The 19,886-nt window shown below is 73.0% G+C and carries 16 protein-coding genes; 6 read left to right on the forward strand and 10 right to left on the reverse strand.

All coding sequences use genetic code 11. The features are described from left to right. Positions 1–4: 4 nt before the first annotated feature. Genes ACIA79_RS10325 through ACIA79_RS10335 form a run of 3 tightly spaced genes read right to left on the reverse strand, consistent with a single transcriptional unit; the run spans position 5 to position 2,267 of the window. Entirely contained in the window at positions 5–409 is a 405-nt protein-coding gene (locus ACIA79_RS10325) for a RidA family protein (RefSeq protein WP_399427739.1), read from the reverse strand. Beyond that, positions 406–1,167, reverse strand: a complete 762-nt coding sequence (locus ACIA79_RS10330; protein WP_399427740.1) for an IclR family transcriptional regulator — start codon at positions 1,165–1,167, stop codon at positions 406–408. The genes ACIA79_RS10325 and ACIA79_RS10330 overlap by 4 nt, the downstream gene beginning before the upstream one ends. Next, complete coding sequence (locus ACIA79_RS10335) at positions 1,164–2,267, reverse strand: sugar kinase (protein ID WP_399427838.1); 1,104 nt, start codon at positions 2,265–2,267, stop codon at positions 1,164–1,166. Before ACIA79_RS10335 ends, ACIA79_RS10330 begins: the two co-directional genes overlap by 4 nt. Before the next feature lie 166 nt (positions 2,268–2,433). Here ACIA79_RS10335 and ACIA79_RS10340 point away from each other — a divergent pair, with 166 nt between their 5' ends. Beyond that, positions 2,434–3,714 carry an amino acid deaminase gene (locus ACIA79_RS10340; RefSeq protein WP_399427741.1) on the forward strand — a complete coding sequence of 427 codons (1,281 nt, stop codon included), beginning with the start codon at positions 2,434–2,436 and terminating at the stop codon, positions 3,712–3,714. Between the two features lie 12 nt (positions 3,715–3,726). Continuing rightward, entirely contained in the window at positions 3,727–5,346 is a 1,620-nt protein-coding gene (locus ACIA79_RS10345) for an amidohydrolase family protein (RefSeq protein WP_399427742.1), read from the forward strand. Between the two features lie 51 nt (positions 5,347–5,397). Here ACIA79_RS10345 and mptB read toward each other — a convergent pair whose 3' ends face one another. Continuing rightward, a complete protein-coding gene (mptB, locus tag ACIA79_RS10350) occupies positions 5,398–6,816 on the reverse strand; it encodes a polyprenol phosphomannose-dependent alpha 1,6 mannosyltransferase MptB (RefSeq protein WP_399427743.1) in 1,419 nt (472 codons plus the stop codon). 102 nt (positions 6,817–6,918) lie between these two features. Next, on the reverse strand, positions 6,919–7,722 hold the full coding sequence (locus ACIA79_RS10355) for an SDR family NAD(P)-dependent oxidoreductase (protein WP_399427744.1): 804 nt from the start codon (positions 7,720–7,722) through the stop codon (positions 6,919–6,921). 90 nt (positions 7,723–7,812) lie between these two features. On the opposite strand from ACIA79_RS10355, the gene ACIA79_RS10360 reads away from it, so the two are divergent. Together ACIA79_RS10360 and ACIA79_RS10365 are read left to right on the forward strand one after the other, a co-directional pair. Further along, positions 7,813–9,024 carry a pyridoxal phosphate-dependent aminotransferase gene (locus ACIA79_RS10360; RefSeq protein WP_399427745.1) on the forward strand — a complete coding sequence of 404 codons (1,212 nt, stop codon included), beginning with the start codon at positions 7,813–7,815 and terminating at the stop codon, positions 9,022–9,024. Positions 9,025–9,106: 82 nt separating this feature from the next. Then, the gene (locus tag ACIA79_RS10365; RefSeq protein WP_399427746.1) at positions 9,107–9,523 is read left to right on the forward strand and encodes a hypothetical protein; all 417 of its coding nucleotides are present in this window, start codon (positions 9,107–9,109) and stop codon (positions 9,521–9,523) included. Between the two features lie 317 nt (positions 9,524–9,840). Here the strand turns inward: ACIA79_RS10365 and ACIA79_RS10370 are convergent, their stop codons facing one another. Continuing rightward, a complete protein-coding gene (locus tag ACIA79_RS10370; protein WP_399427747.1) occupies positions 9,841–11,667 on the reverse strand; it encodes a phosphoenolpyruvate carboxykinase (GTP) in 1,827 nt (608 codons plus the stop codon). A gap of 203 nt (positions 11,668–11,870) precedes the next feature. Between ACIA79_RS10370 and ACIA79_RS10375 the strand changes: the two genes are divergently transcribed. After that, complete coding sequence (locus ACIA79_RS10375; protein ID WP_399427748.1) at positions 11,871–12,611, forward strand: hemolysin III family protein; 741 nt, start codon at positions 11,871–11,873, stop codon at positions 12,609–12,611. Positions 12,612–12,620: 9 nt separating this feature from the next. After that, complete coding sequence (locus tag ACIA79_RS10380; protein WP_399427749.1) at positions 12,621–13,271, forward strand: TetR/AcrR family transcriptional regulator; 651 nt, start codon at positions 12,621–12,623, stop codon at positions 13,269–13,271. Between the two features lie 13 nt (positions 13,272–13,284). On the opposite strand, the gene ACIA79_RS10385 is transcribed toward ACIA79_RS10380, so the two are convergent. From ACIA79_RS10385 to ACIA79_RS10400, 4 genes are all read right to left on the reverse strand, one after another. Beyond that, positions 13,285–15,663: a galactose oxidase-like domain-containing protein gene (locus ACIA79_RS10385; protein ID WP_399427839.1), complete on the reverse strand. Its 2,379-nt coding sequence runs from the start codon at positions 15,661–15,663 to the stop codon at positions 13,285–13,287. A gap of 77 nt (positions 15,664–15,740) precedes the next feature. Beyond that, positions 15,741–16,943: a glycosyltransferase gene (locus ACIA79_RS10390; protein ID WP_399427750.1), complete on the reverse strand. Its 1,203-nt coding sequence runs from the start codon at positions 16,941–16,943 to the stop codon at positions 15,741–15,743. Next, the gene (locus tag ACIA79_RS10395) at positions 16,940–18,574 is read right to left on the reverse strand and encodes an ArnT family glycosyltransferase (protein WP_399427751.1); all 1,635 of its coding nucleotides are present in this window, start codon (positions 18,572–18,574) and stop codon (positions 16,940–16,942) included. The genes ACIA79_RS10390 and ACIA79_RS10395 overlap by 4 nt, the downstream gene beginning before the upstream one ends. After that, positions 18,571–19,827 carry a glycosyltransferase gene (locus tag ACIA79_RS10400; RefSeq protein WP_399427753.1) on the reverse strand — a complete coding sequence of 419 codons (1,257 nt, stop codon included), beginning with the start codon at positions 19,825–19,827 and terminating at the stop codon, positions 18,571–18,573. The genes ACIA79_RS10395 and ACIA79_RS10400 overlap by 4 nt, the downstream gene beginning before the upstream one ends. Positions 19,828–19,886 lie beyond the last annotated feature (59 nt).

The following is a 19,886-nucleotide window of genomic DNA, read 5'->3' on the forward strand; positions in this document are numbered from 1 at the left end:
GTCCTCAGCCCAGGACGGCCAGCGCGTCGATCTCGATGAGCAGGCCCGCGGGGAGGCCGACGTACACCGTGGTGCGGGCGGCCGGGGGCACGGTCAGGTCCCGGAAGTACGCGTCGTAGATCTCGTTCATCTCGGCGAAGTGCGCCGTGTCCGTGAGGTAGACGCGGATCATCACCACGTCGTCCCAGGTGGCGCCGCCCTCCGTGAGGACCGCCTCGACATTGGCCAGGGTCTGCAGGGTCTGCTCCCGCAGGGTGGGGCCCGCGACGGCCGGGGCCCGGCCCTCGACCGCCGGGAGGAAGCCGACCTGGCCGGCGACCTGGAGGATGTTGCCCTTGCGCACGCCGTGGGAGAAGGCGGCCGGCGGCGCGGTGTGGGTGGCGGGGGTGAGCGCGGTCTTCTCGGTCATGGGGTGTCCTTCGGTGGTGTGGTGCCGGAGTAGTCCCGGGTGATCGCGTCGGCGGTCCGGCGCACCAGCGGGAGCAGGGCGAGGAGTTCGTCGGCGGTGACGACGACGTTGGGGGCCGACACGGACATGGCGGCGGCGACGCGGCCGTCGGGGCCGCGCACGGGGGCCGCGACGCAGTTGATGGACTCCTCGTGGCCGCCGAGGTCGGTGGCCCAGCCCTGTTCGCGGACGGCCGCCAGCTCCGTGAGGAAGGCGGCGGCGTTCGGGATCGAACGGGGCGTGTACATGGGGTAGTCGAGCTTCGCGGCGAGGGCGCGGCGCTCGGCCTCGGGGAGGTCGGCGAGGAGCAGCTTGGCGACGGCGGCGACGGTGATCGCGACGGGCTTGCCGATCCGCGAGTACATCCGCACCGGGTAGCGGCTCTCGACCTTGTCGATGTAGAGCACCTCGCCCTCCTCGTACACGGCCAGGTGGACGGTGTGGCCGGTCTGCTCGCCCAGCCGTACGAGGTGGGGGTGGGCGATCCCGCGGATGTCGAGGTTCTCGACGGCCTCCTGGGCGAGCGCGAAGAGCCGGGCGCCGAGGCGGTAGCGCTGGTCCTCCTGACGGTAGACCAGTCCGTGCTCGTGGAGGGTGCGCAGCAGCCGCAGGGCGGTCGACTTGTGCACGCCGAGCGCCTCGGCGACCCGGCCGAGGTCGGCGGGGCCCTGCGCGAGCAGCGGCAGGATGCTGAGCGCGCGGTCGACTGTCTGGCTCATGGCGTGCGTACCTCCTGGTCCTCCCCGGTCCGCGTCCAGCCGGGGCCGAGGTGCAGTCTCCCCCAGGCGTCGTCGTCCAGGGCCGCGAGCCGGTCGGCGAGTGCGGCACCGGGCGGCGCGGCGAGGTCGCCGGGCACGGTGAGCGCGGCGGCGGCCATGAGGTGACCGTGCCGCAGCCGTGCCGCCAGGCCGAGCCCGCGCAGGGTCGCGCCGAGGAACCCGGCGGCGAAGGCGTCGCCGGCGCCGACGGCCGCGACGACGTCGACGCGGGGCGCGCTGACGGAGACGACGACGTCGGCCGCGGGGGCGGATGCGGGTGCGGATGCGGGCCGGTCGTCCCGCGCGGGGGCGGGGTCGGGCGTGGGTGCGCGGGCGGGTGCGGGCCGGTCGTCCGGCGCGAGGGCCGGGGAGTGCGCCGGGCGGCGGGCGAAGGCCGTGGCGCCCCGCGCGCCCTGCTTCACCACCAGGACCTCCGGCTCGGGGAGGGCCTCGCGGATCGCGGACGGCCCGCGCACGGACCACGCCGCGGCCGCCTCGTCCTCGCCGACGAAGACGACGTCGGCCCCGCGGGCCAGGTCGAGCAGCACGGAGGGGGCGGCGGGCGCGGCGCGCCACAGCCCCGGGCGGTGGTTCACGTCGAAGGAGACCAGCGGCCGCCCGGGGCGCCGGCGCGTCAGGTCGCGCATCAGCGCGAGGCAGCCCGGGGAGAGGGCGGCCGTGATGCCCGACAGGTGCAGCACGCGGGTGGACCGCAGGTCCTCGTACGGGACGGTCTGCGGGGACATGGCCGACGCGGCCGAGCCGGCGCGGTGGTAGACGACCTCGTGGGCGTCGGTGCCGCGGTCGGCCGCCGTGCGGAAGTAGACCCCGGTGGGGCGCAGCGGGTCGCGCCGCACCGCGGAGGTGTCGACGCCGTACGCCGCGACCGCCTCCACCAGGTGGTCGCCGAAGCCGTCCGCGCCGACCCGGCTGACCCACCGGACCCGGTGCCCGGCGGCGGCCAGGGCGCAGGCGACGTTGGACTCGGCGCCGCCGATGGCCCGGGTGAACGAGGGCACGTCGGCGAGGCGGCCCGGGCGGGAAGGCAGGAAGGCGACCATGGACTCGCCGAGACAGACGACGTCGCTTCCGGTCACGCTGGGCTCCTCAGGGGCGCGGCGGATCCATTGACCCGGCGTTGCGCCGGATGTTAGACAGCGGCGAGCGTTATACGCAACGACCGTTGCAACAACTGCAACTGTGCACCACAGAGAGGGAGGGGCGCGCATGACGGACGCCGCCGACACCATCGACCGCCTCCGGGACGAGCGTGTCGACCACCGCTTCAAGGGGCTGCCGTTCGACGCCGAGGGCCTGACCGTCGGCGAGCTCGCCGCCCAGCGCCGCAACCTCTTCACCGGTGGTTTCACCACGCCCGTGCTCGCGCTCTCCGCCGAGTCCGTCGAGCACAACCTCGCCGTCCTGGAGGCGTACTCCGAGCGGCACGGCCTGGCCTTCGCCCCGCACGGCAAGACCTCCATGGCGCCGCAGCTCTTCGCGCGCCAGCTCGCGTACGGCGCCTGGGGCATCACCGCCGCCGTACCGCACCAGGCGCGCGTCTACCGGGCGTTCGGCGTCCCGCGGATCTTCCTCGCCAACGAGCTCGTCGACGCCGCCGCCCTGCGCTGGCTCGCGCGGGAGCTCGCCGAGGACCCCGGCTTCCACTTCGTCTGCTACGTCGACTCGGTGCGCGGCGTGGAGCTGATGGACCGGGCGCTCGACGGCGCGGCACGCCCCGTCGACGTCGTCGTCGAGCTGGGCGCGGGCGACGGCGCCCGCACGGGGGCGCGCACGGAGGCCGACTGCGACGCCGTCGCGGAGGCCGTCGCCACGGCCCGGCACCTGCGGCTGGTGGGCGTCGCCGGATACGAGGGCGAGGTCCCGCAGGCGACCGGAACGGCCGTCCGGGACTGGCTGCGCCGGCTCACCGCGCTCGCGGTCCGCCTGGACGAGGCGGGCCGCTTCCCGGCCGGCGTCGAGGAGATCGTCGTCAGCGCCGGCGGCAGCGCCTGGTTCGACACGGTCGCGGAGGTGTTCGCCGACCTGCCGCCGCTGTCGCGGCCGGTGCTGAAGCTGCTGCGCTCCGGCGCGTACGTGTCGCACGACGACGGCCAGTACCGCGCCCTCACGCCTTTCAACCGGGTCCCCGACGAGGGCGCCCTGCAGCCCGCGTTCCGCCTGTGGGCCCAGGTGGTGTCCCGCCCGGCCCCCGGGCAGGCGTTCGTCAACGCGGGCAAGCGGGACGCGGCGTACGACCTCCACCTGCCCGAGGCGCAGGTCGTGCGCTCGGCGCGGGACGGCTCGGTCCGGCCGGCCACCGGGATCACGGTGAGCCGCCTGTCCGACCAGCACGCCTGGCTCGACACGGCCGACGGCGCGGAGCTGGAGGTGGGCGACTGGGTCGGGATGGGCCTGTCCCACCCCTGCACGGTGTTCGACAAGTGGCAGCTGATCCCGCTCGTGGAGGCGGACGGCACGGTCACCGACTTCGTCCGCACCTTCTTCTAGGGGCCGGTGGCCATGGACCTCGTCATACGGGACGTCCGCGTCGTCGACGGCACGGGCGGGCCCTCCGTCCGCGCCGACGTCGGCATCGAGGGCGGCAGGATCGCCGCCCTGCGCGCCCCGGGCGAACCGGCGCTGCCGGGCCGGCGCGTCCTGGACGCCCACGGACTCGCGCTCGCCCCCGGCTTCATCGACATGCACGCCCACAGCGACCTGGCGCTGCTGCGCGACCCGGACCACAGTGCCAAGGCAGCGCAGGGCGTCACGCTGGAAGTGCTCGGCCAGGACGGCCTGTCGTACGCACCCGTGGACGACCGCACCCTCGACGAGGTCCGCACCGCCATCGCCGGCTGGAACGGCGGCGGGCCCGGCGACACCTCCGTGGACTTCGACTGGCGGACCGTCGGCGAGTACCTCGACCGCCTCGACCGGAACTTCGGCGGGCGGGGCATCGCGGTGAACGCCGCGTACCTGATCCCGCAGGGCACGGTGCGCGCCCACGTCATGGGCTGGGAGGACCGCCCGCCCACGGACGCCGAGCAGGCCCGGATGGAGGCGCTGGTCGCCGAGGGCATGGAGCAGGGCGCGGTCGGCATGTCCTCGGGCCTCACCTACACGCCCGGCATGTACGCCGACGACTCCGAACTCGCCGCGCTGTGCCGGGTCGTCGCGGCGCACGACGGCTACTACTGCCCGCACCACCGCAGTTACGGGCAGGGCGCCCTGCGCGCCTACGCGGAGATGGTCGCCCTCGCGCGGGCGGCCGGCTGCGCGCTGCACCTGGCCCACGCCACCATGAACTTCGGCGTCAACGAGGGCAGGGCGCCCGAGCTGCTGGCGCTGCTCGACGCGGCGCTGGCCGAGGGCGCGGACATCACCCTGGACACCTACCCGTACACGCCCGGCTGCACGACGCTGGTCGCGCTGCTGCCGAGCTGGGCGAGCGAGGGCGGCCCGGAGGCGGTCCTGGCCCGGCTGCGCGACGACGCGACCGCCGAGCGCATCCGCCACCACCTCGAAGTCGTCGGCTCGGACGGCTGCCACGGCGTGCCCGTCGCGTGGGACACCGTCGAGATCTCGGGCGTCGGCGACCCCTCGCTCGCCGCCTTCACCGGCAGGACGGTCCGGCAGTCGGCGGACGCCCGCGGCGAGGAGCCGTGGACCGTCGCCCGCCGCCTGCTGATCGGCGACCGGCTCGGGACGACGGTCCTCCAGCACGTGGGCCACGAGGAGAACGTCCGCGCGATCATGCGCCACCGCGTCCACACGGGCGGCTCCGACGGCATCCTCCAGGGCGCCAAGCCGCACCCGCGCGCCTACGGCACCTTCCCGCACTACCTGGGCCGGTACGTGCGCGAGCTCGGCGTGCTGTCCCTGGAGGAGGCGGTCGCGCACCTCACCTCCCGCCCGGCGGCCCGCCTGCGGCTCCCCGACCGGGGCCTGGTCCGCGAGGGCTACCGAGCCGACCTGGTGCTCTTCGATCCGGCGACGGTCGCGGCCGGCTCGACCTTCGACGCCCCGCGCACCCTGCCGGCCGGCATCCCGCACGTGCTGATCGACGGCCGTTTCGTGATCGAGGACGGCCGCCGCACGGACACCCTGGCGGGCCGCGCCGTCCGCCGCACTCCGCGCTGACCGGGGCCCGGCCGGCGCGTCACACGCCGACCGGGCTCCTCTCCCGGCGCGTCACACGCCGACCGGGCTCCTCTCCCGGCGCACGAGCCACACCCCGAGCAGGCAGGCGGCGCCCGCGAGGGCGAAGCCGTACGCCGGGGTGTGGCCCGAGGGCTGCGTCTCGTACGGCAGGGCCAGGGACAGCACCACGAGGACCCGGGTGGCACGGCCGTCCCGGGCGGCGGTGGCGGCGACCGCGGTCATGCCCCACAGCAGGTACCAGGGCTGCACCATCGGGGAGAGGGCGACCAGCGCGAGCAGGGACAGGCCGAGGGCGTGCACCGGGTCGGGGCGGCCGCGCAGCGAGCGCCACGCCAGCCGGGCGATCAGCGCGAGGGCCACCGCGAGTCCCAGGCGCTGGACGGCGGCCTTGACGGGGTCGGGGTCCGTGCCGAGAAGCAGGTGCAGCAGCTCGCCGAGGGCGAGGCCGAGATCGCTGGTGGCCGACAGGGCCGTGTGGATCGTCCCGGCGACCCCCTGGGTGCGCAGCCACCCGAAGCCGGTGCCCGTGAGTAGGGTGGCGGCGACGGCGACCGCTGCGGCCACCAGGCCCGGGGCCAGCAGGCCCTTGGCGACACGGCGGGCGCACGGCCCGGTCGCGGTCCGCGCGACCGCCACGCCGACGAAGAGCAGCGCCACCGCGGCCGGGGACTTCACCATCGCGGCGAGGCCGATCAGCGCGCTCCCCACGATCCAGCGGCCGCGCAGCGCCCACACCGCCCCGGCGAGCATGAGGCCGGTCATCAGGCCGTCGTTGTGCATCCCGCCGACCACGTGCATCAGCAGCAGCGGGTTGAGCGCCCCCAGCCACAGGGCGCCGCTCTCGCTGCGGCCCCGGTCGCGGGCGAGGTTCCGCAGCGCCCAGACGACGAGGGCCAGCGAGGCCACGGCGACGAGCCGCATGCCGAGCACGGCGGGCACGATCGTGCCGCCGCCGGTCAGCCAGGTGACCGCCTGGGCGAGGACGAGGAAGACCGGGCCGTAGGGGGCGGGTGTGTGCGTCCAGTGGCCGCCGACGCTCGCCGCCGCGTCACCGCCCGGGCCGCCGGGGTCGAGCACCGCGGGCCCGGCCGTGTAGACGTCGTGCCCCTCCAGGACCATCGCGCCCTGCGCGATGTAGCTGTAGACGTCCGCGCTGTACAGCGGGGGCGCGAGCAACAGGGGTGCGGTCCACCAGGCGAGCGTCGTCAGCGTCTCGCGCACGGGCGCCTCGCGGGCGATCCGCCCGTACCCCCACCAGGCGGCGAGGAGCAGCGTGAGCCCGGCGTACGCGAGGACGGCGGCCGCGGCGGTCGCCGCCGTGCCGTGCGGCACCCACAGGTTCCACGGGTCACGGGCCGGGAGGCTGCCGGCGGCCCAGCCGCCCGCGGCTGCCGCGAGCGACCCGGCCGCACCCAGCCGGCGGTACCCGGCCGCGCTCATGTCCCACATGACCGGCCAACCTATCGGCCCGGCCGGCCGGCCCCGGCGGCGGATCGGCCGCGGCCGCGGAGCGCTTCCCCGCCCTCACAGTGAGCGACCGGCGCGGGTTCCTCACCCGCGGAGCTCTCCGTCCTCGTCCGTCGCGTCCAGTGCCCGGCGGAAGCCGGTGTTCACCGCGAGCAGCCCGCCGTCCACGGTGAGGGCGGTGCCGGTGATCCAGGAGGCGTCGCGGGACGCCAGGAACGCCACGGCCGCCGCGATGTCCTCGGGCTCACCCACCCGGCCCAGCGGATAGACGCGCTCGGCCAGCGCCCGCAGCCCGCGCTCGCGGCCCGCCCACGCGCGGGTGCGCACGGTTCCCGGGTCGATCTGGTTCACGCGGACGCCCCGCCCGGCGGCGTGGGCCGCGAGGGTGCGGGTCAGCGAGCCGAGCCCGGCCTTGGCCGCGCTGTAGGAGTGGTTGCCGAAGGACTGCAGGCCGTTGACGGTCCCGATGTTGACGATCGCGCCGCGGCCGGAGGCCTCCAGATGGGGCAGCGCGGCCCGCGCGCACCGCATCGCGCCGCCGAGGGTGACGTCCAGGTCGCGCCGCCACCCCTCGTCCGTCTCGTCCTCGAAGCGCCCGGCGTCCGGGGTGCAGGAGGAGGCGTTGTTGACCAGTACGTCGAGCCGGCCGAAGGTCTCGGCGGCGCGGGCGACCGCCGCCTCGACGGCCGCCCGGTCGCCGACGTCGCACGCCTGCCCCACGGCTCCCGGAATGGTGCCGGCCACCTCGTCCGCGAGCTTCCCGTCGAGGTCGGCGACCAGGACCCGGGCGCCCTCGGAGGCCAGCCTGCGGGCGGTGGCCTCGCCGATGCCGCGGGCCGCGCCGGTGATCAGTACGCCGTATCCGCCGAAGCGCTGCAGAGATTCCATGGGCGGATGGTGCCCCGCGCACGCCGCTCGTACGGTCCCAGTGGCGCAAAACACGAGGCGTCCCGCGAGCCGCCGCCGTAAGCTCGCGGCATGCAGGTGATCCAGTCCACGAAGCTCGCCAACGTCTGTTACGAAATCCGGGGCCCGGTGCTCGAGGAGGCGATGCGGCTGGAGGCTGCAGGTCACCGCATCCTCAAGCTGAACACCGGCAACCCCGCCGCCTTCGGTTTCGAGTGCCCGCCCGCGATCCTCGAGGACATGCTGCGCAACCTCGGCGAGTCGCACGGCTACGGCGACGCGAAGGGGCTGCTGTCCGCCCGGCGGGCGGTCATGAGCCACTACGAGACCAAGGGCATCCCGCTGTCGGTCGAGGACATCTACCTCGGCAACGGCGTCTCGGAGCTCATCCAGATGTCGATGCAGGCGCTGCTCGACGACGGCGACGAGGTGCTCGTACCGGCACCGGACTATCCGCTGTGGACGGCGTCCGTGTCCCTCGCCGGCGGTACGGCGGTGCACTACCGCTGCGACGAGCAGGCGGACTGGATGCCCGACCTCGCCGACATCGAGCGCAAGGTCACCGACCGGACCAAAGCCATCGTCATCATCAACCCGAACAACCCGACGGGTGCGGTGTACGACGACGAGATGCTGCGCGGTCTGACGGAGATCGCCCGCCGGCACAACCTGGTCGTCTGCTCGGACGAGATCTACGACAAGATCCTTTACGACGGTGTCACCCACACCCCGACCGCCGCGCTCGCCCCCGACCTGCTGGTGCTCACCTTCAACGGCATGTCGAAGAACTACCGGGTGGCGGGCTACCGCAGCGGCTGGATGGCCGTGTGCGGACCGAAGGCGCACGCCTCCTCGTACATCGAGGGCCTGACCATCCTGGCCAACATGCGGCTGTGCGCCAACATGCCGGCGCAGCACGCGATCGCCGCGGCGCTGCAGGGGCGGCAGTCGATAGAGTCCCTGGTCCAGCCGGGCGGGCGGCTGCTGGAGCAGCGGGACGTGGCGTACGAGCTGCTGGTGCAGATCCCGGGTGTGACGTGCGTGAAGCCGAAGGGCGCGCTGTACCTCTTCCCGCGGCTGGACCCGGCCGTGTTCAAGATCAAGGACGACCGGCAGATGGTGCTGGACCTGCTGCGGGCCGAGAAGATCATGGTGGTGCACGGCACGGGCTTCAACTGGCACGAGCCGGACCACTTCCGCATCGTGACGCTGCCGAACGCCACGGATCTGGCGGACGCCGTGACGAGGATCGGGAACTTCCTGGACGGCTACAGCCAGCCCTGACCCCCTGGCTTGACCCCAGCTCAACTTTAGACAGAATCCAATGTAGGATGGTCTCCTGACGCAGAGCAGGAGGCCGTCCACCATGTACGAACCGATCCGCACCAAGTCGGTCCACCGGATGGCCGACGACGCCCAGGACCGCATCCCGCACCGCTCGCGCGAGGAGGAGCTGGACATCCAGCTCGCCGGACACCTCGCCGCGCTCCTCGCCGTCACCGACGAGCTCAGCGACGACGTGGCGGCGGACCGGATCGCCCAGCAGGTCGCCCGGCTGCGCGGCGCGCCGCCCGCGCGCCACGCGGGCCTCACCGGCGCCGACCCGATGGCCCTGCACCGCCGGGCGCACGCCCTGGCCGGCCGGGCCCTGGTCGTCGCCGCCTCCCGGGCGGACACGGCCGCCGCGATCCTCGCCGCCGAGCGCATGGACGCGCACACCGCCGCCCTCGACGAGCTGCGGGACGGCCGGCGGAGTCCGGTCGCCGCGGCGGGCGCCGCCTGAGGGAGCACCGTCCGGGCGGCCACCGCGCCGGCCCGGTCCGTCAACCGGCCCCAGGGGCCGGGAGACCCCATGTCGGCCCCGGTCCGCGCCCGCTGCGGCGCGCGGACCGGGTGCCACCCATTCCGGCCCGGTCCGGCGCGACCCGGGTGTTGCCACGCGCGGAGGTCACGACGCCGGGCCCGGTCCGGGAAGAAAGCGAAAAGGGGTCGGCCCCCGAAGCCTGAGGGAGCTTCGGGGGCCGACTGCATCGCGGCGGGTCATTCGTGAACCCACAGGTCAGGGCGGATGTCGGGCTGACCCGCCACGAGGTCCACGGGTCAGCCCAGGCGGGCGACCAGGGCGCGGTACTCGTCCCACAGCTCCTTCGGCGTGTGGTCGCCGAAGGTGTTGAGGTGGTCGGGCACCAGGGCGGCCTCCTCGCGCCAGACCTCGGTGTCGACCTTGAGCAGGAAGTCGAGGTCCTCCTCGGGCAGGTCGAGACCGTCGGTGTCCAGGGCCTCCTTGGTCGGCAGGATGCCGATCGGCGTCTCGACGCCCTCGGCCTTGCCGTCGAGGCGCTCGACGATCCACTTCAGGACGCGGCTGTTCTCACCGAACCCGGGCCAGACGAACTTGCCCGCGTCGTTCTTGCGGAACCAGTTCACGTAGTAGATCTTCGGCAGCTTGGCCGGGTCGGCGTCCTTGCCGACCTTGATCCAGTGGGCCATGTAGTCGCCCATGTTGTAGCCGCAGAACGGCAGCATCGCGAACGGGTCGCGGCGCAGCTCGCCGACCTTGCCCTCGGCGGCGGCGGTCTTCTCGGAGGCGACGTTCGCACCGAGGAAGACGCCGTGCTGCCAGTCGAAGGACTCGGTCACCAGCGGGACGGCCGAGGCGCGGCGGCCGCCGAAGAGGATCGCCGAGATCGGCACGCCCTTGGGGTCCTCCCACTCGGGCGCGATGATCGGGCACTGCGAGGCCGGGACCGTGAAGCGGGCGTTGGGGTGGGCGGCCGGGGTCCCGGAGTCCGGCGTCCAGTCGTTGCCCTTCCAGTCCGTGAGGTGCTTGGGCGCCTCCTCGGTCATGCCCTCCCACCACACGTCGTTGTCGTCGGTGAGCGCGACGTTGGTGAAGACGGCGTTGCCCCACAGGGTCTTCATGGCGTTGGCGTTGGTGTGCTCACCGGTGCCGGGCGCGACGCCGAAGAAGCCCGCCTCGGGGTTGATGGCGTACAGCCGGCCGTCCTCGCCGAACCGCATCCACGCGATGTCGTCGCCGATCGTCTCGACCGTCCAGCCGGAGATCGTGGGCTCCAGCATGGCGAGGTTGGTCTTGCCGCACGCCGACGGGAAGGCCGCGGCGACGTACTTCGCCTCGCCCTGCGGCGGGGTGAGCTTGAGGATCAGCATGTGCTCGGCGAGCCAGCCCTCGTCGCGGGCCATGACGGACGCGATGCGCAGGGCGTAGCACTTCTTGCCGAGCAGGGCGTTGCCGCCGTAGCCGGAGCCGTACGACCAGATCTCGCGGCTCTCGGGGAAGTGCGAGATGTACTTGGTGGTGTTGCAGGGCCAGGGCACGTCCTCCTGGCCGGGCTCCAGCGGGGCACCGAGGGTGTGGACGGCCTTGACGAAGAAGCCGTCGTCGCCGAGCTCGTCCAGGACGGCGCGGCCCATCCGGGTCATGGTGCGCATGGAGACGGCGACGTACGCGGAGTCGGTGATCTCGACGCCGAGGGCGGCGAGCGGCGAGCCGAGCGGGCCCATGCAGAAGGGCACGACGTACATCGTGCGGCCCTTCATGGAGCCGCGGAAGATGCCCTGGTCACCGGTGAAGATCTCCCGCATCTCGGCGGGGGCCTTCCAGTGGTTGGTCGGGCCCGCGTCCTCCTCCTTCTCGGAGCAGATGAAGGTGCGGTCCTCGACGCGCGCCACGTCGGAGGGGTCGGACGCGGCGTAGTACGAGTTCGGGCGCGACGTCGGGTCCAGCTTGCGGAAGGTGCCCTTGGCGACGAGCTCCTCGCACAGGCGCTCGTACTCGGCTTCGGAACCGTCGCACCAGACGATGGCGTCCGGCTGCGTGATTGCTGCGATCTCGTCGACCCAGGAGATCAGTTCCTGGTGGTTGGTCGGGACGACGGTGGAGGGAGCCGCGTTGTCGCGCGCCACGATTGCTCCTTGTTGAGGGGTTTTAGGTTTTCTGCCCCGTGGGGGCTGCGACCCGGACGCTTCACGTGGTTGATCTGGCGCTCATCCGGTGCCGACCGCACTCATCTGATCATCCGCGTCCGATGCGCATATGTCCAGAGGGCCTCTCACGTGAGCATTGCCACTCAGGTCCCCACCTACTCATGCGTAGGTAGCATTCCGGTATGACTGCATCGGCCATGCCCGAAGTGACCGACGACGACCCGCGCCCGTCCGCGCAGACCTCCGCGACCAGCTCGGTGAGCGCCTCCGTGTCGGCCGCGGCAGCCGTACTGAAGCCGCGGCTGCGCGGCTGGCTGCACGCCGGCATGTTTCCCGCGGTCCTGATCGCGGGCATCGTCCTCACCGCCCTGGCCGAGTCCACGCGCGGCCGGATCGCCTGCGGCATCTACGTGCTGACCGCCTGCGCCCTGTTCGGGGTGAGCGCGCTGTACCACCGGGGCGACTGGGGCCCGCGCGCCACGGCCGTCCTGCGCCGGCTCGACCACGCCAATATCTTTCTGATCATCGCGGGCACCTATACCCCGCTGACGCTGCTGCTCCTCCCCGACTCCACCGCTCGGGTGCTGCTGTGGGCGATCTGGGCGGCTGCGGTGGCGGGGATCGCCTTCCGGGTGTTCTGGGTCGGCGCCCCGCGCTGGCTCTACACGCCCTGCTACATCGCGATGGGCTGGGCGGCCGTCTTCTTCCTGCCGGACTTCCTGCACAAGGGCGGCGTCGCCGTGCTGGTCATGGTGATCGTCGGCGGGGTGCTCTACAGCCTGGGCGGCGTGGTGTACGGCTTCAAGCGGCCGGATCCGTCACCGCAGTGGTTCGGCTTCCACGAGGTCTTCCACTCCCTCACGCTGGCGGCGTTCATCGTCCACTACGTCGGGATCTCGATCGTGGCGTACCGGCACGCGTGAGCCGGAACAATGGGTTCCATGGCCGCACGCCCCTCCCTCGCCGACGCGCATCCGCCCATGGGCCTGCGTGAGCGCAAGAAGCTCAAGACCCGTCTCGCGATCCGGCGGGCCGCGTACCGGCTGATCGCCGAGCGGGGGTACGAGGCGACCACGATCGAGCAGATCGCGGAGGCGGCGGAGGTCTCGCCCAGCACGGTGGTGCGGTACTTCCCGGCCAAGGAGGACATCGTCCTCACCGACGAGTACGGTCCGGTCGCCGAGGCGCTGCGGGCCCGGCCCGCCGGGGAGGAGCCGCTGGACTCGCTGCGCGCCGTGTTCACCGAGGCCGTGGCCGGCGTCCTGCGGCGCGAACCCGAGCTGCTGCGGCAGCGGGCCGTGCTCCTGGCGCGGGTGCCGGCCGTGCGCGCCCGGATGACCGAGGCCATGGCGGAGTCCTCGCGGCTGCTGTCGCAGGTGCTGGCCGACCGGACCGGACGGGCGGCGGACGACCTGGAGGTGCGGGTCTTCACCGCCGCCGTGATGGGCGCCCTGCGGGAGGTGACGGTCCACTGGGCCGAGCGCGACCAGCAGGACGATCTGGTCGCGCTCGTCGACCGCGCGTTCGACACCCTCGCCGCCCGGCACCCCCTCGAGGGCGCCCGGGCCGTGTCCGCTCCCTAGGTCGGTCCGCTCCCTAGCGCCTGCGGACATCCCCCTTTCCGCAGGTGAGGCCGTCCCGGTCCGGGTCCAGCCGCAGCGGGTCGTCCGCGCCGTTGACCTTCAGGCGCCCGTAGTCGTGGGACGCCAGCCACTCGCAGCGGGCCTTCGTCGTCGCCTTCACCGACCGCGGGAACACCGTCGGTACGCACACCCCGGCCGCTCCGTAGTGCCGGTCACAACCGGCGATCCGCGGGCTCACCGGGGCGGAGTCCCGCTTCTTCAGCGGCTTCTTCGGGGCCGCGGCGAGCTCACCGGCGAAGTCGTGGACGTGCGCCGTCCGCTCCGCCTCCGCCGCCATCGCGGCCGGTCCGCCCAGGTGCACCCACTGCGCGACGGACGGGATGCCGTTCGCGTCGACCGCGAAGAGCATGTACCAGCCGGGCGGGGCGAGGTTCGGGTTGCCGGTGACGTTCAGGTCGACCGCCCGGTCGTCGATGACGCTCAGCGGCAGGTCGACGAACCGCTGGTTGGGGTCCGAGGAGTGCGTCACGGCGGCCGGGCGGATCAGCTCCGCCTTGGCGATCGGCCGGTCGACGGTGATGCGCTGGGTGTCGCCGTAGTTCCAGCGGCCGTCGATCACCGAGGTGATCCGCGGGCGCGCGCCCTTGAGCAGGTACGGCGGCGTGTAGAGCGACACGTCGTGGTTGTACGAGCCGTTGCCGGGGTTGTCGCCGACCGCCATCACCCGGCCGTCGGGGAGCAGGAACGCCGACGAGTGGTAGCCGCGCGGCACCGGGTCGGCGGCCATGCCCGCCCGGTAGGTGTCGGTGGCCGGATCGAACAGCGACGCCTCGTACACCGGGTCGGCCCGGTCGTGCAGGGCGCCGCCGGTCTCCAGCACCTTGCCGTCGGGCAGCAGCACCGCCGAGACGTACATCTTGCCCTCGTCGCCGGTCTGCGGCCGCTTGCCCGCGCCCTGGTCGACCAGGCCCTGCGGGAGCGGCGGGCCCGCGACGTACCGCGGGTCCGGCTGCTTGAGGTCGATGATGTCGGTGAGCCGGTTGGCGGCGGGGTTGCGCTCGTTGTTGCCGCCGCCGATGGTCAGCACCCGCTGGTCCTGGGCGGGCGGCAGCAGGACGCTCGCAGACTCGTCCCGCTCGTCCTTGTTCCGCAGGCCCGGTACGTCGGTGATGGTGTTGGCGTCGTAGTCGTAGATCGACGCGCCCGTGCCCGGTGTGCCGTTGCCGAAGGTGTGGCTGCCGGAGTAGAACAGCCGCCCGTCCTGCATCAGGATCATGGACGGGTACAGGCCCCAGTACGACCAGGTCTGCTTGACCTCGTTGACCGGCAGCCACTTGTTCTGCGCGGCCGAGAACTTCTCCGCCGTCACATTGCCGGTGGAGTCCTCCTTCAGGCCCCCGAAGGAGATCACGTCGCCGTTGCCGAGGATCGTCGCCGACGGGTACCAGTGCCCGTCGTGCATGTCGTTGGTCCTGGTGTACGTCTCGGTGACCGGGTCGAAGACGTAGGAGTCCTTCAGGCCCTGGTAGCCGATCCGCCCGTCGGCGGAGGGGTACCCCTTGTTGCCGCTCATCACCAGCACCCGGCCGTCGGACAGCTGCACATGGCCGGCGCAGAACATGTCGGCGGGGGTGGGGATGGTCGTGAAGGAGCCGTTCGCCGGGTCGTACACCGCGGAGGTGAAGGTGCCCGCCTTGAACATCTCCGGGTCGTTGCCCGAGCCGGCGATCAGCAGCACCTTGCCGTTGTGCAGCACGACCGAGTGCATGGAACGGACGGGGTTCCTGGTCGGGAGGACCTCCCACCTGCCCCGGGCGCACTCCTCCGCGGTGCCGGTGCACACCGGGTCGGGCGCGGGCGGGGTGACCTCCTCCATCACGTAGTCGTCGGTGGTGACGCTGCCGGTGCCGAAGACGGAGACGCCCCAGGCGATCTTGTCGGTGCCGGGCGGCACCACGGGGGTGCGCACCTCGGCGCGGGTGTACGCGCCGGCCGCCGGGAGGGTCTTGAGGTCGGTCCAGTACTGCCAGCCGGCCGTGGTGTCGCGCCGGAAGAGGGTGATCGCCGCGTCCGGGGTGGTCGACTTGTACCAGAGGGACAGGTCGTACTGCCGCTCGGCGACGACGGCCGGGGCGCAGGCGTCCGATTCGGTGATCAGGGCCTTGCGGTCGCCGTCGACCCGGCGGGTGAGCTCCACCTTCATGGCGGCGGTGCCGGAGCGGGCGTCGGTGGTGGTGGAGAAGGCGAAGTCGTTGTCGCCCCAGCCGGACCTGGACCAGCACTCCGGCATGCCGGTGTGATCGGTGCCGGGGGTCTCGAAGCCGGGGTTCTTGATGAGGTTGATCCCGGCGGCGGCCGGGGGCTGGGCGGCCAGGAGGAGTCCGGAGGTCATGGCGCCGACGGCGAGCAGCGCGGCCGTTCTCCTGCGCCGGGGGGTGCGGGGCGGGGCGGGCGGGCGTCCGGGTGGTGTCATCGAACGTTCCTTCCTGTGCGGCTCGCGGCCGTGGGGCCGGTACCCGTGCGGCCCTTGCGCGGCAGGTAGACCAGCGCCTCGGTCCCGGCGAAGCGCAGGACGAAGGTGGTCAGCAGCGCGAGGGCGGTGGCGGGCAGCACCGCGAGGTGGAGCTGCCCGACGAACAGGGCGATCAGCGGGATGCGCAGGACCAGGTCGGCGTTGGCGAGCAGCGCGAACCGGCCGATCCGGTCCGCCCGGTGCCGGTGGTGGCGGCGGTCGCGGAACAGCAGCACCTCGATGAGGAGGAAGTTCCAGGCGACGCCGAACTGGTTGGCGACGATCTCGGCGGGCAGGTAGTGCAGTCCGGCGCCGGTCAGGACGTACAGGGCGGCCAGGTTCGGTACGAAGCCGGTAAGGCCGATCAGTCCGAAGGCGGCCATCCGGGCGAGCGGGGAGGCGGTGCGCAGTTCGACGAGGTGGCGCAGGAAGCGCAGCCCCTCCTTGGCCGTGGACTTCGACGCGCCGGCGAACCGGTCCTGGAAGACGAACGGCACCTCGGCGACCCGGCGCGGCCGGCACCGCACCGCGAGCTCCAGCAGGATCTTGTAGCCGAGGGGCTTGAGGGCGCCGGTGGTGACGGCGTCGCGGCGGATGGCGAAGAAGCCGCTCATCGGGTCGCTGATGCCGCGCAGGGCGCGCGGGAAGAGAGCCTTGGCGAGCCAGGTCGCGCCGCGCGAGACGGCGACGCGGTAGCCGCCCGCGAGTCCCGCGCGGCTGCCGCCCGGCAGGTACCGGCTGGCGACGACCAGGCCGGCGTCCTCCTTCTCGCCGATGGCGACGAGGTCGGGGACGAGGGCGGGCGGGTGCTGGAGGTCGGCGTCCATGACGACGACCCACTCCGAGGCGGCGGCCTTCAGCCCGGCGACGACGGCGCCGCCGAGGCCGCCCTCGGGGGTGTCGCGGTGGATGACGGAGACGGGGAAGGCGCAGTCCTGCGCCGCGTCGGCGATCACGGCGGGGGTGTCGTCGGTGGAGTCGTCGACGAAGACGACCTCGCAGGGGATCCGGGCGGGCACCGCGTCGGCGATGCGCCGCAGCAGCTCCCGTACGTTGGCGGACTCGTTGTAGGTGGGGATGACGACGGTGACGGCGCCCTGCCCGGCGAGGTCCGCCGTGACGGGGGCGGCCTGTTCGGCGCCGGTGGGCTGGATGGTCAACGGGCCTCCGCTCCGGTGATCTTCCGGATCTCGATGCGTTCCTCGCCCTCGCCGAAGGTGGCGACGGGCGTCGAGTGCTGCAGCGCCGCGGCGACGTTCGGCAGGTCGCGGGCGTCGCGCCGTACGGTCGGGGAGGCGACGACGTAGTCGAGGTCGCGCCAGCCGCGGGGCATGGTCCTGGTCACCGCCGGGTCGAGGTCGGCCTTGTAGAACCAGATGACGCCGAGCCCGGGCCGGTACCCGGCGTGGACCAGGTCGAGCCAGAGCGCGTCGTCGACCAGCACGCGCGCGCCGGCCGGGTCGTCCACCTCACGGCCGAGCCAGGAGGCGGCGGCGCGGTAGGGGGCGTTGGCGTCGGCGGTCATGGCCGTGCGGTCGCCGTCGTACCAGCGCGGCAGGACGTACGCGGCGGCGCCGGCGGCGAGCAGCACCGCGGCGGCCTTGCGGACCGGCACCAGCCGGGGCAGGGGCCGGCCCTTGCGGAGCACGGCGTGGGCGACGCTCGCCGCGCCCCCGGCGAGGACCAGGGCCAGGAAGGGCAGTGCCTGGATGACGTACATGGCGGGCAGGTAGCCGGAGGGGCGCATCGCGACCAGCGCCAGGATGGCGACCGCCAGCGCGGGTCCGGCCAGTGCCCGCGCGGTGACCGACCAGCGGACGGTGGCCAGGAGCAGGGCGGCGCCGGCGAGGCCGCCGAGCGGCAGCACGCGGTCGTAGTACAGCCAGGAGTCCAGTACGCCGTTGGAGCCGGTGCCGTCGGTGAGGATGAACCCGGATCCGGGCCGGCTCATCTGGTAGGTGACGCCCTCCCACAGCGAGACGTGGCCGGCGCCGGGCAGCAGCTCGCCCTTCAGCAGCGCGAACAGCGGGTACGACAGGCCGATCAGCGCGCAGGCGGTGATGGCGCCGGTGACGGCGAACTTGCGGGTGTCGCGGTGGCTGTAGCGCCACATGGTCACCAGCAGCGCCGGCAGGACGACGAGCATCGTCTCCTTGGTGAGGACGGCGACGGCGGCGGTGAGCCCGGCCCCGAAGTGGTGCCACAGGTGGCGGCTGGGCGAGGCGGCGAGGCAGAACGCCAGCAGCATCCACATCACGGCGAGGTTGTCGAGGAAGATCTCCCGCTGGAGGACCACGGAGAGCGGGGAGAGCCCGAACAGCGCCATGGCCAGCCCGGCGGCCCAGCGCGGCAGCCACAGCCGGCGCGCCAGCACGTACAGCATCACCGCGGAGGCGGCGCCGACCAGCAGCATCGCGCAGCGCATGGAGGCGACCGTCATCGACTCGGGGGCGATCAGGGAGGGTATCCAGGTGAGCGCCGCGAGCTGCATCCAGCCGAGCGGCGGATGGTCGTACCAGTAGGTGTAGTGGGCGAGGCCGTGGCCGTTCTGCACGGCCCAGGCCTGCGCCAGGTAGGTGCCCTCGTCGTCGCTGAGGGTGGGGTACTGCTGGATGTTCCAGCCCTGCACGAGAAGGATCGCGACCAGCAGCACACCGCACAGGACGAGGTCGGGGCGTGAGCCGCGGAAGCGGACTTCGGGCCGGGTGAGCAGCCGTCTCTTGTCGAGCGGGGCGGGTGGGGCGGTGGTCTGGGGGGCCGCGGGGCTCGCGGCCGGCAGCGTGGCGGTCATCGGGTGGCTTCCTCCCGGACGAGGTGCGCGCCGACATGGCTGGTGAGCTCCCACTCGTTGCGGCCGCGCTGTTCGCGCCAGACCGCGCGGACGGCCGCGCCCGCCAGCAGCAGCTGGTAGAAGGGGCCGCCGACGATGAGCTTGAGGTAGTGGACGAACCGGACCCGCAGTCCGTACTGCCGGCCGAAGTCGTGCAGCCCGACGATCTCGAAGACGAACGTCACCAGGGCGGTGATCAGGGGGAGGAAGGTGATGAAGGCGATGCCGACGGGCACGTCGAGGAAGAACGCGACCGCGGCGTTGAGCGGGATGACGACACCGGTGAAGGCCTGCATGAACGGTGTCATCAGGGTGTAGCGGGCGAGCATCCGCTGCCCGAGGGTGGGCAGCTGGCGCCAGTCCTTCTTCCGGTAGACCTGGAGGAAGCCCTGGTTCCAGCGGGTGCGCTGTTTGAGCAGGCTCATCAGGGTGCCGGGGGTCTCCTCGCGGGTGACCATGTCGGCGTCGTACGCGACCACGACCTTCTTGCCCTTGCTGGACAGGCGGACGCCCAGGTCGCAGTCCTCGGCGAGGCAGTTCTGGTCCCAGCCGCCGGCCTCGCGCAGCACGTCGGTGCGGACGAAGACGGTGTTGCCGCCCAGGGGGATGAAGCCCTTCGCGGCGTGCAGGTGGAGGCGGGAGCGGAACCAGAAGAAGTACTCCAGGCAGTTGCGCAGGGAGTACCAGCTGGAGTGGAAGTTGATGAGCTGGACCCCGCCCTGGACGACGTCGGCGCCGGTGGCGGTGAAGGCGTGGTCGACGTGGGCGAGCAGCTCGGGGTGGACCTGGTCCTCGGCGTCGAAGACGCCCACCACGTCGCCGCGGCAGTACGGCAGCGCCGTGTTGAGCGCCTTGGGCTTGTTCTTGGTGGCGTGGGTGTCGACGACGACCCGTACGCGGCCGGGGTCGCGGGCGGCGGCCCGCTCGGCGACCTCGGCGGTCTCCGGGTCGTCGTGACCGACGATCACGATGATCTCGAAGTCGCGGTGGCTGGACTCCCGGAGCCGGTCGATGGTGTGTTCCAGGACGAGCTGTTCGTGCCGGGCGGGCAGCAACAGCGAGAACGACAGGCCCTGTCGGCCGTCAGGACTGGCGAAACGGGTGGCGGCGAGCGTCTCCGGCGTGCGCCAGGCGTGCATCTGCCACCAGAGCGTGAACGCGGCCATCCAGAACAGCGCGAGCGAGACGACGGCGACGAACAGCGATACGAGCACGAAAGGTCCCCCCTCGGACCCGTCACGACGGCGCGGGCGCGCAGACAGGCACGGCGCTG

Origin of the sequence: Streptomyces sp. NPDC051310, from assembly GCF_044455245.1 — a bacterium.
Lineage (GTDB): Bacteria > Actinomycetota > Actinomycetes > Streptomycetales > Streptomycetaceae > Streptomyces.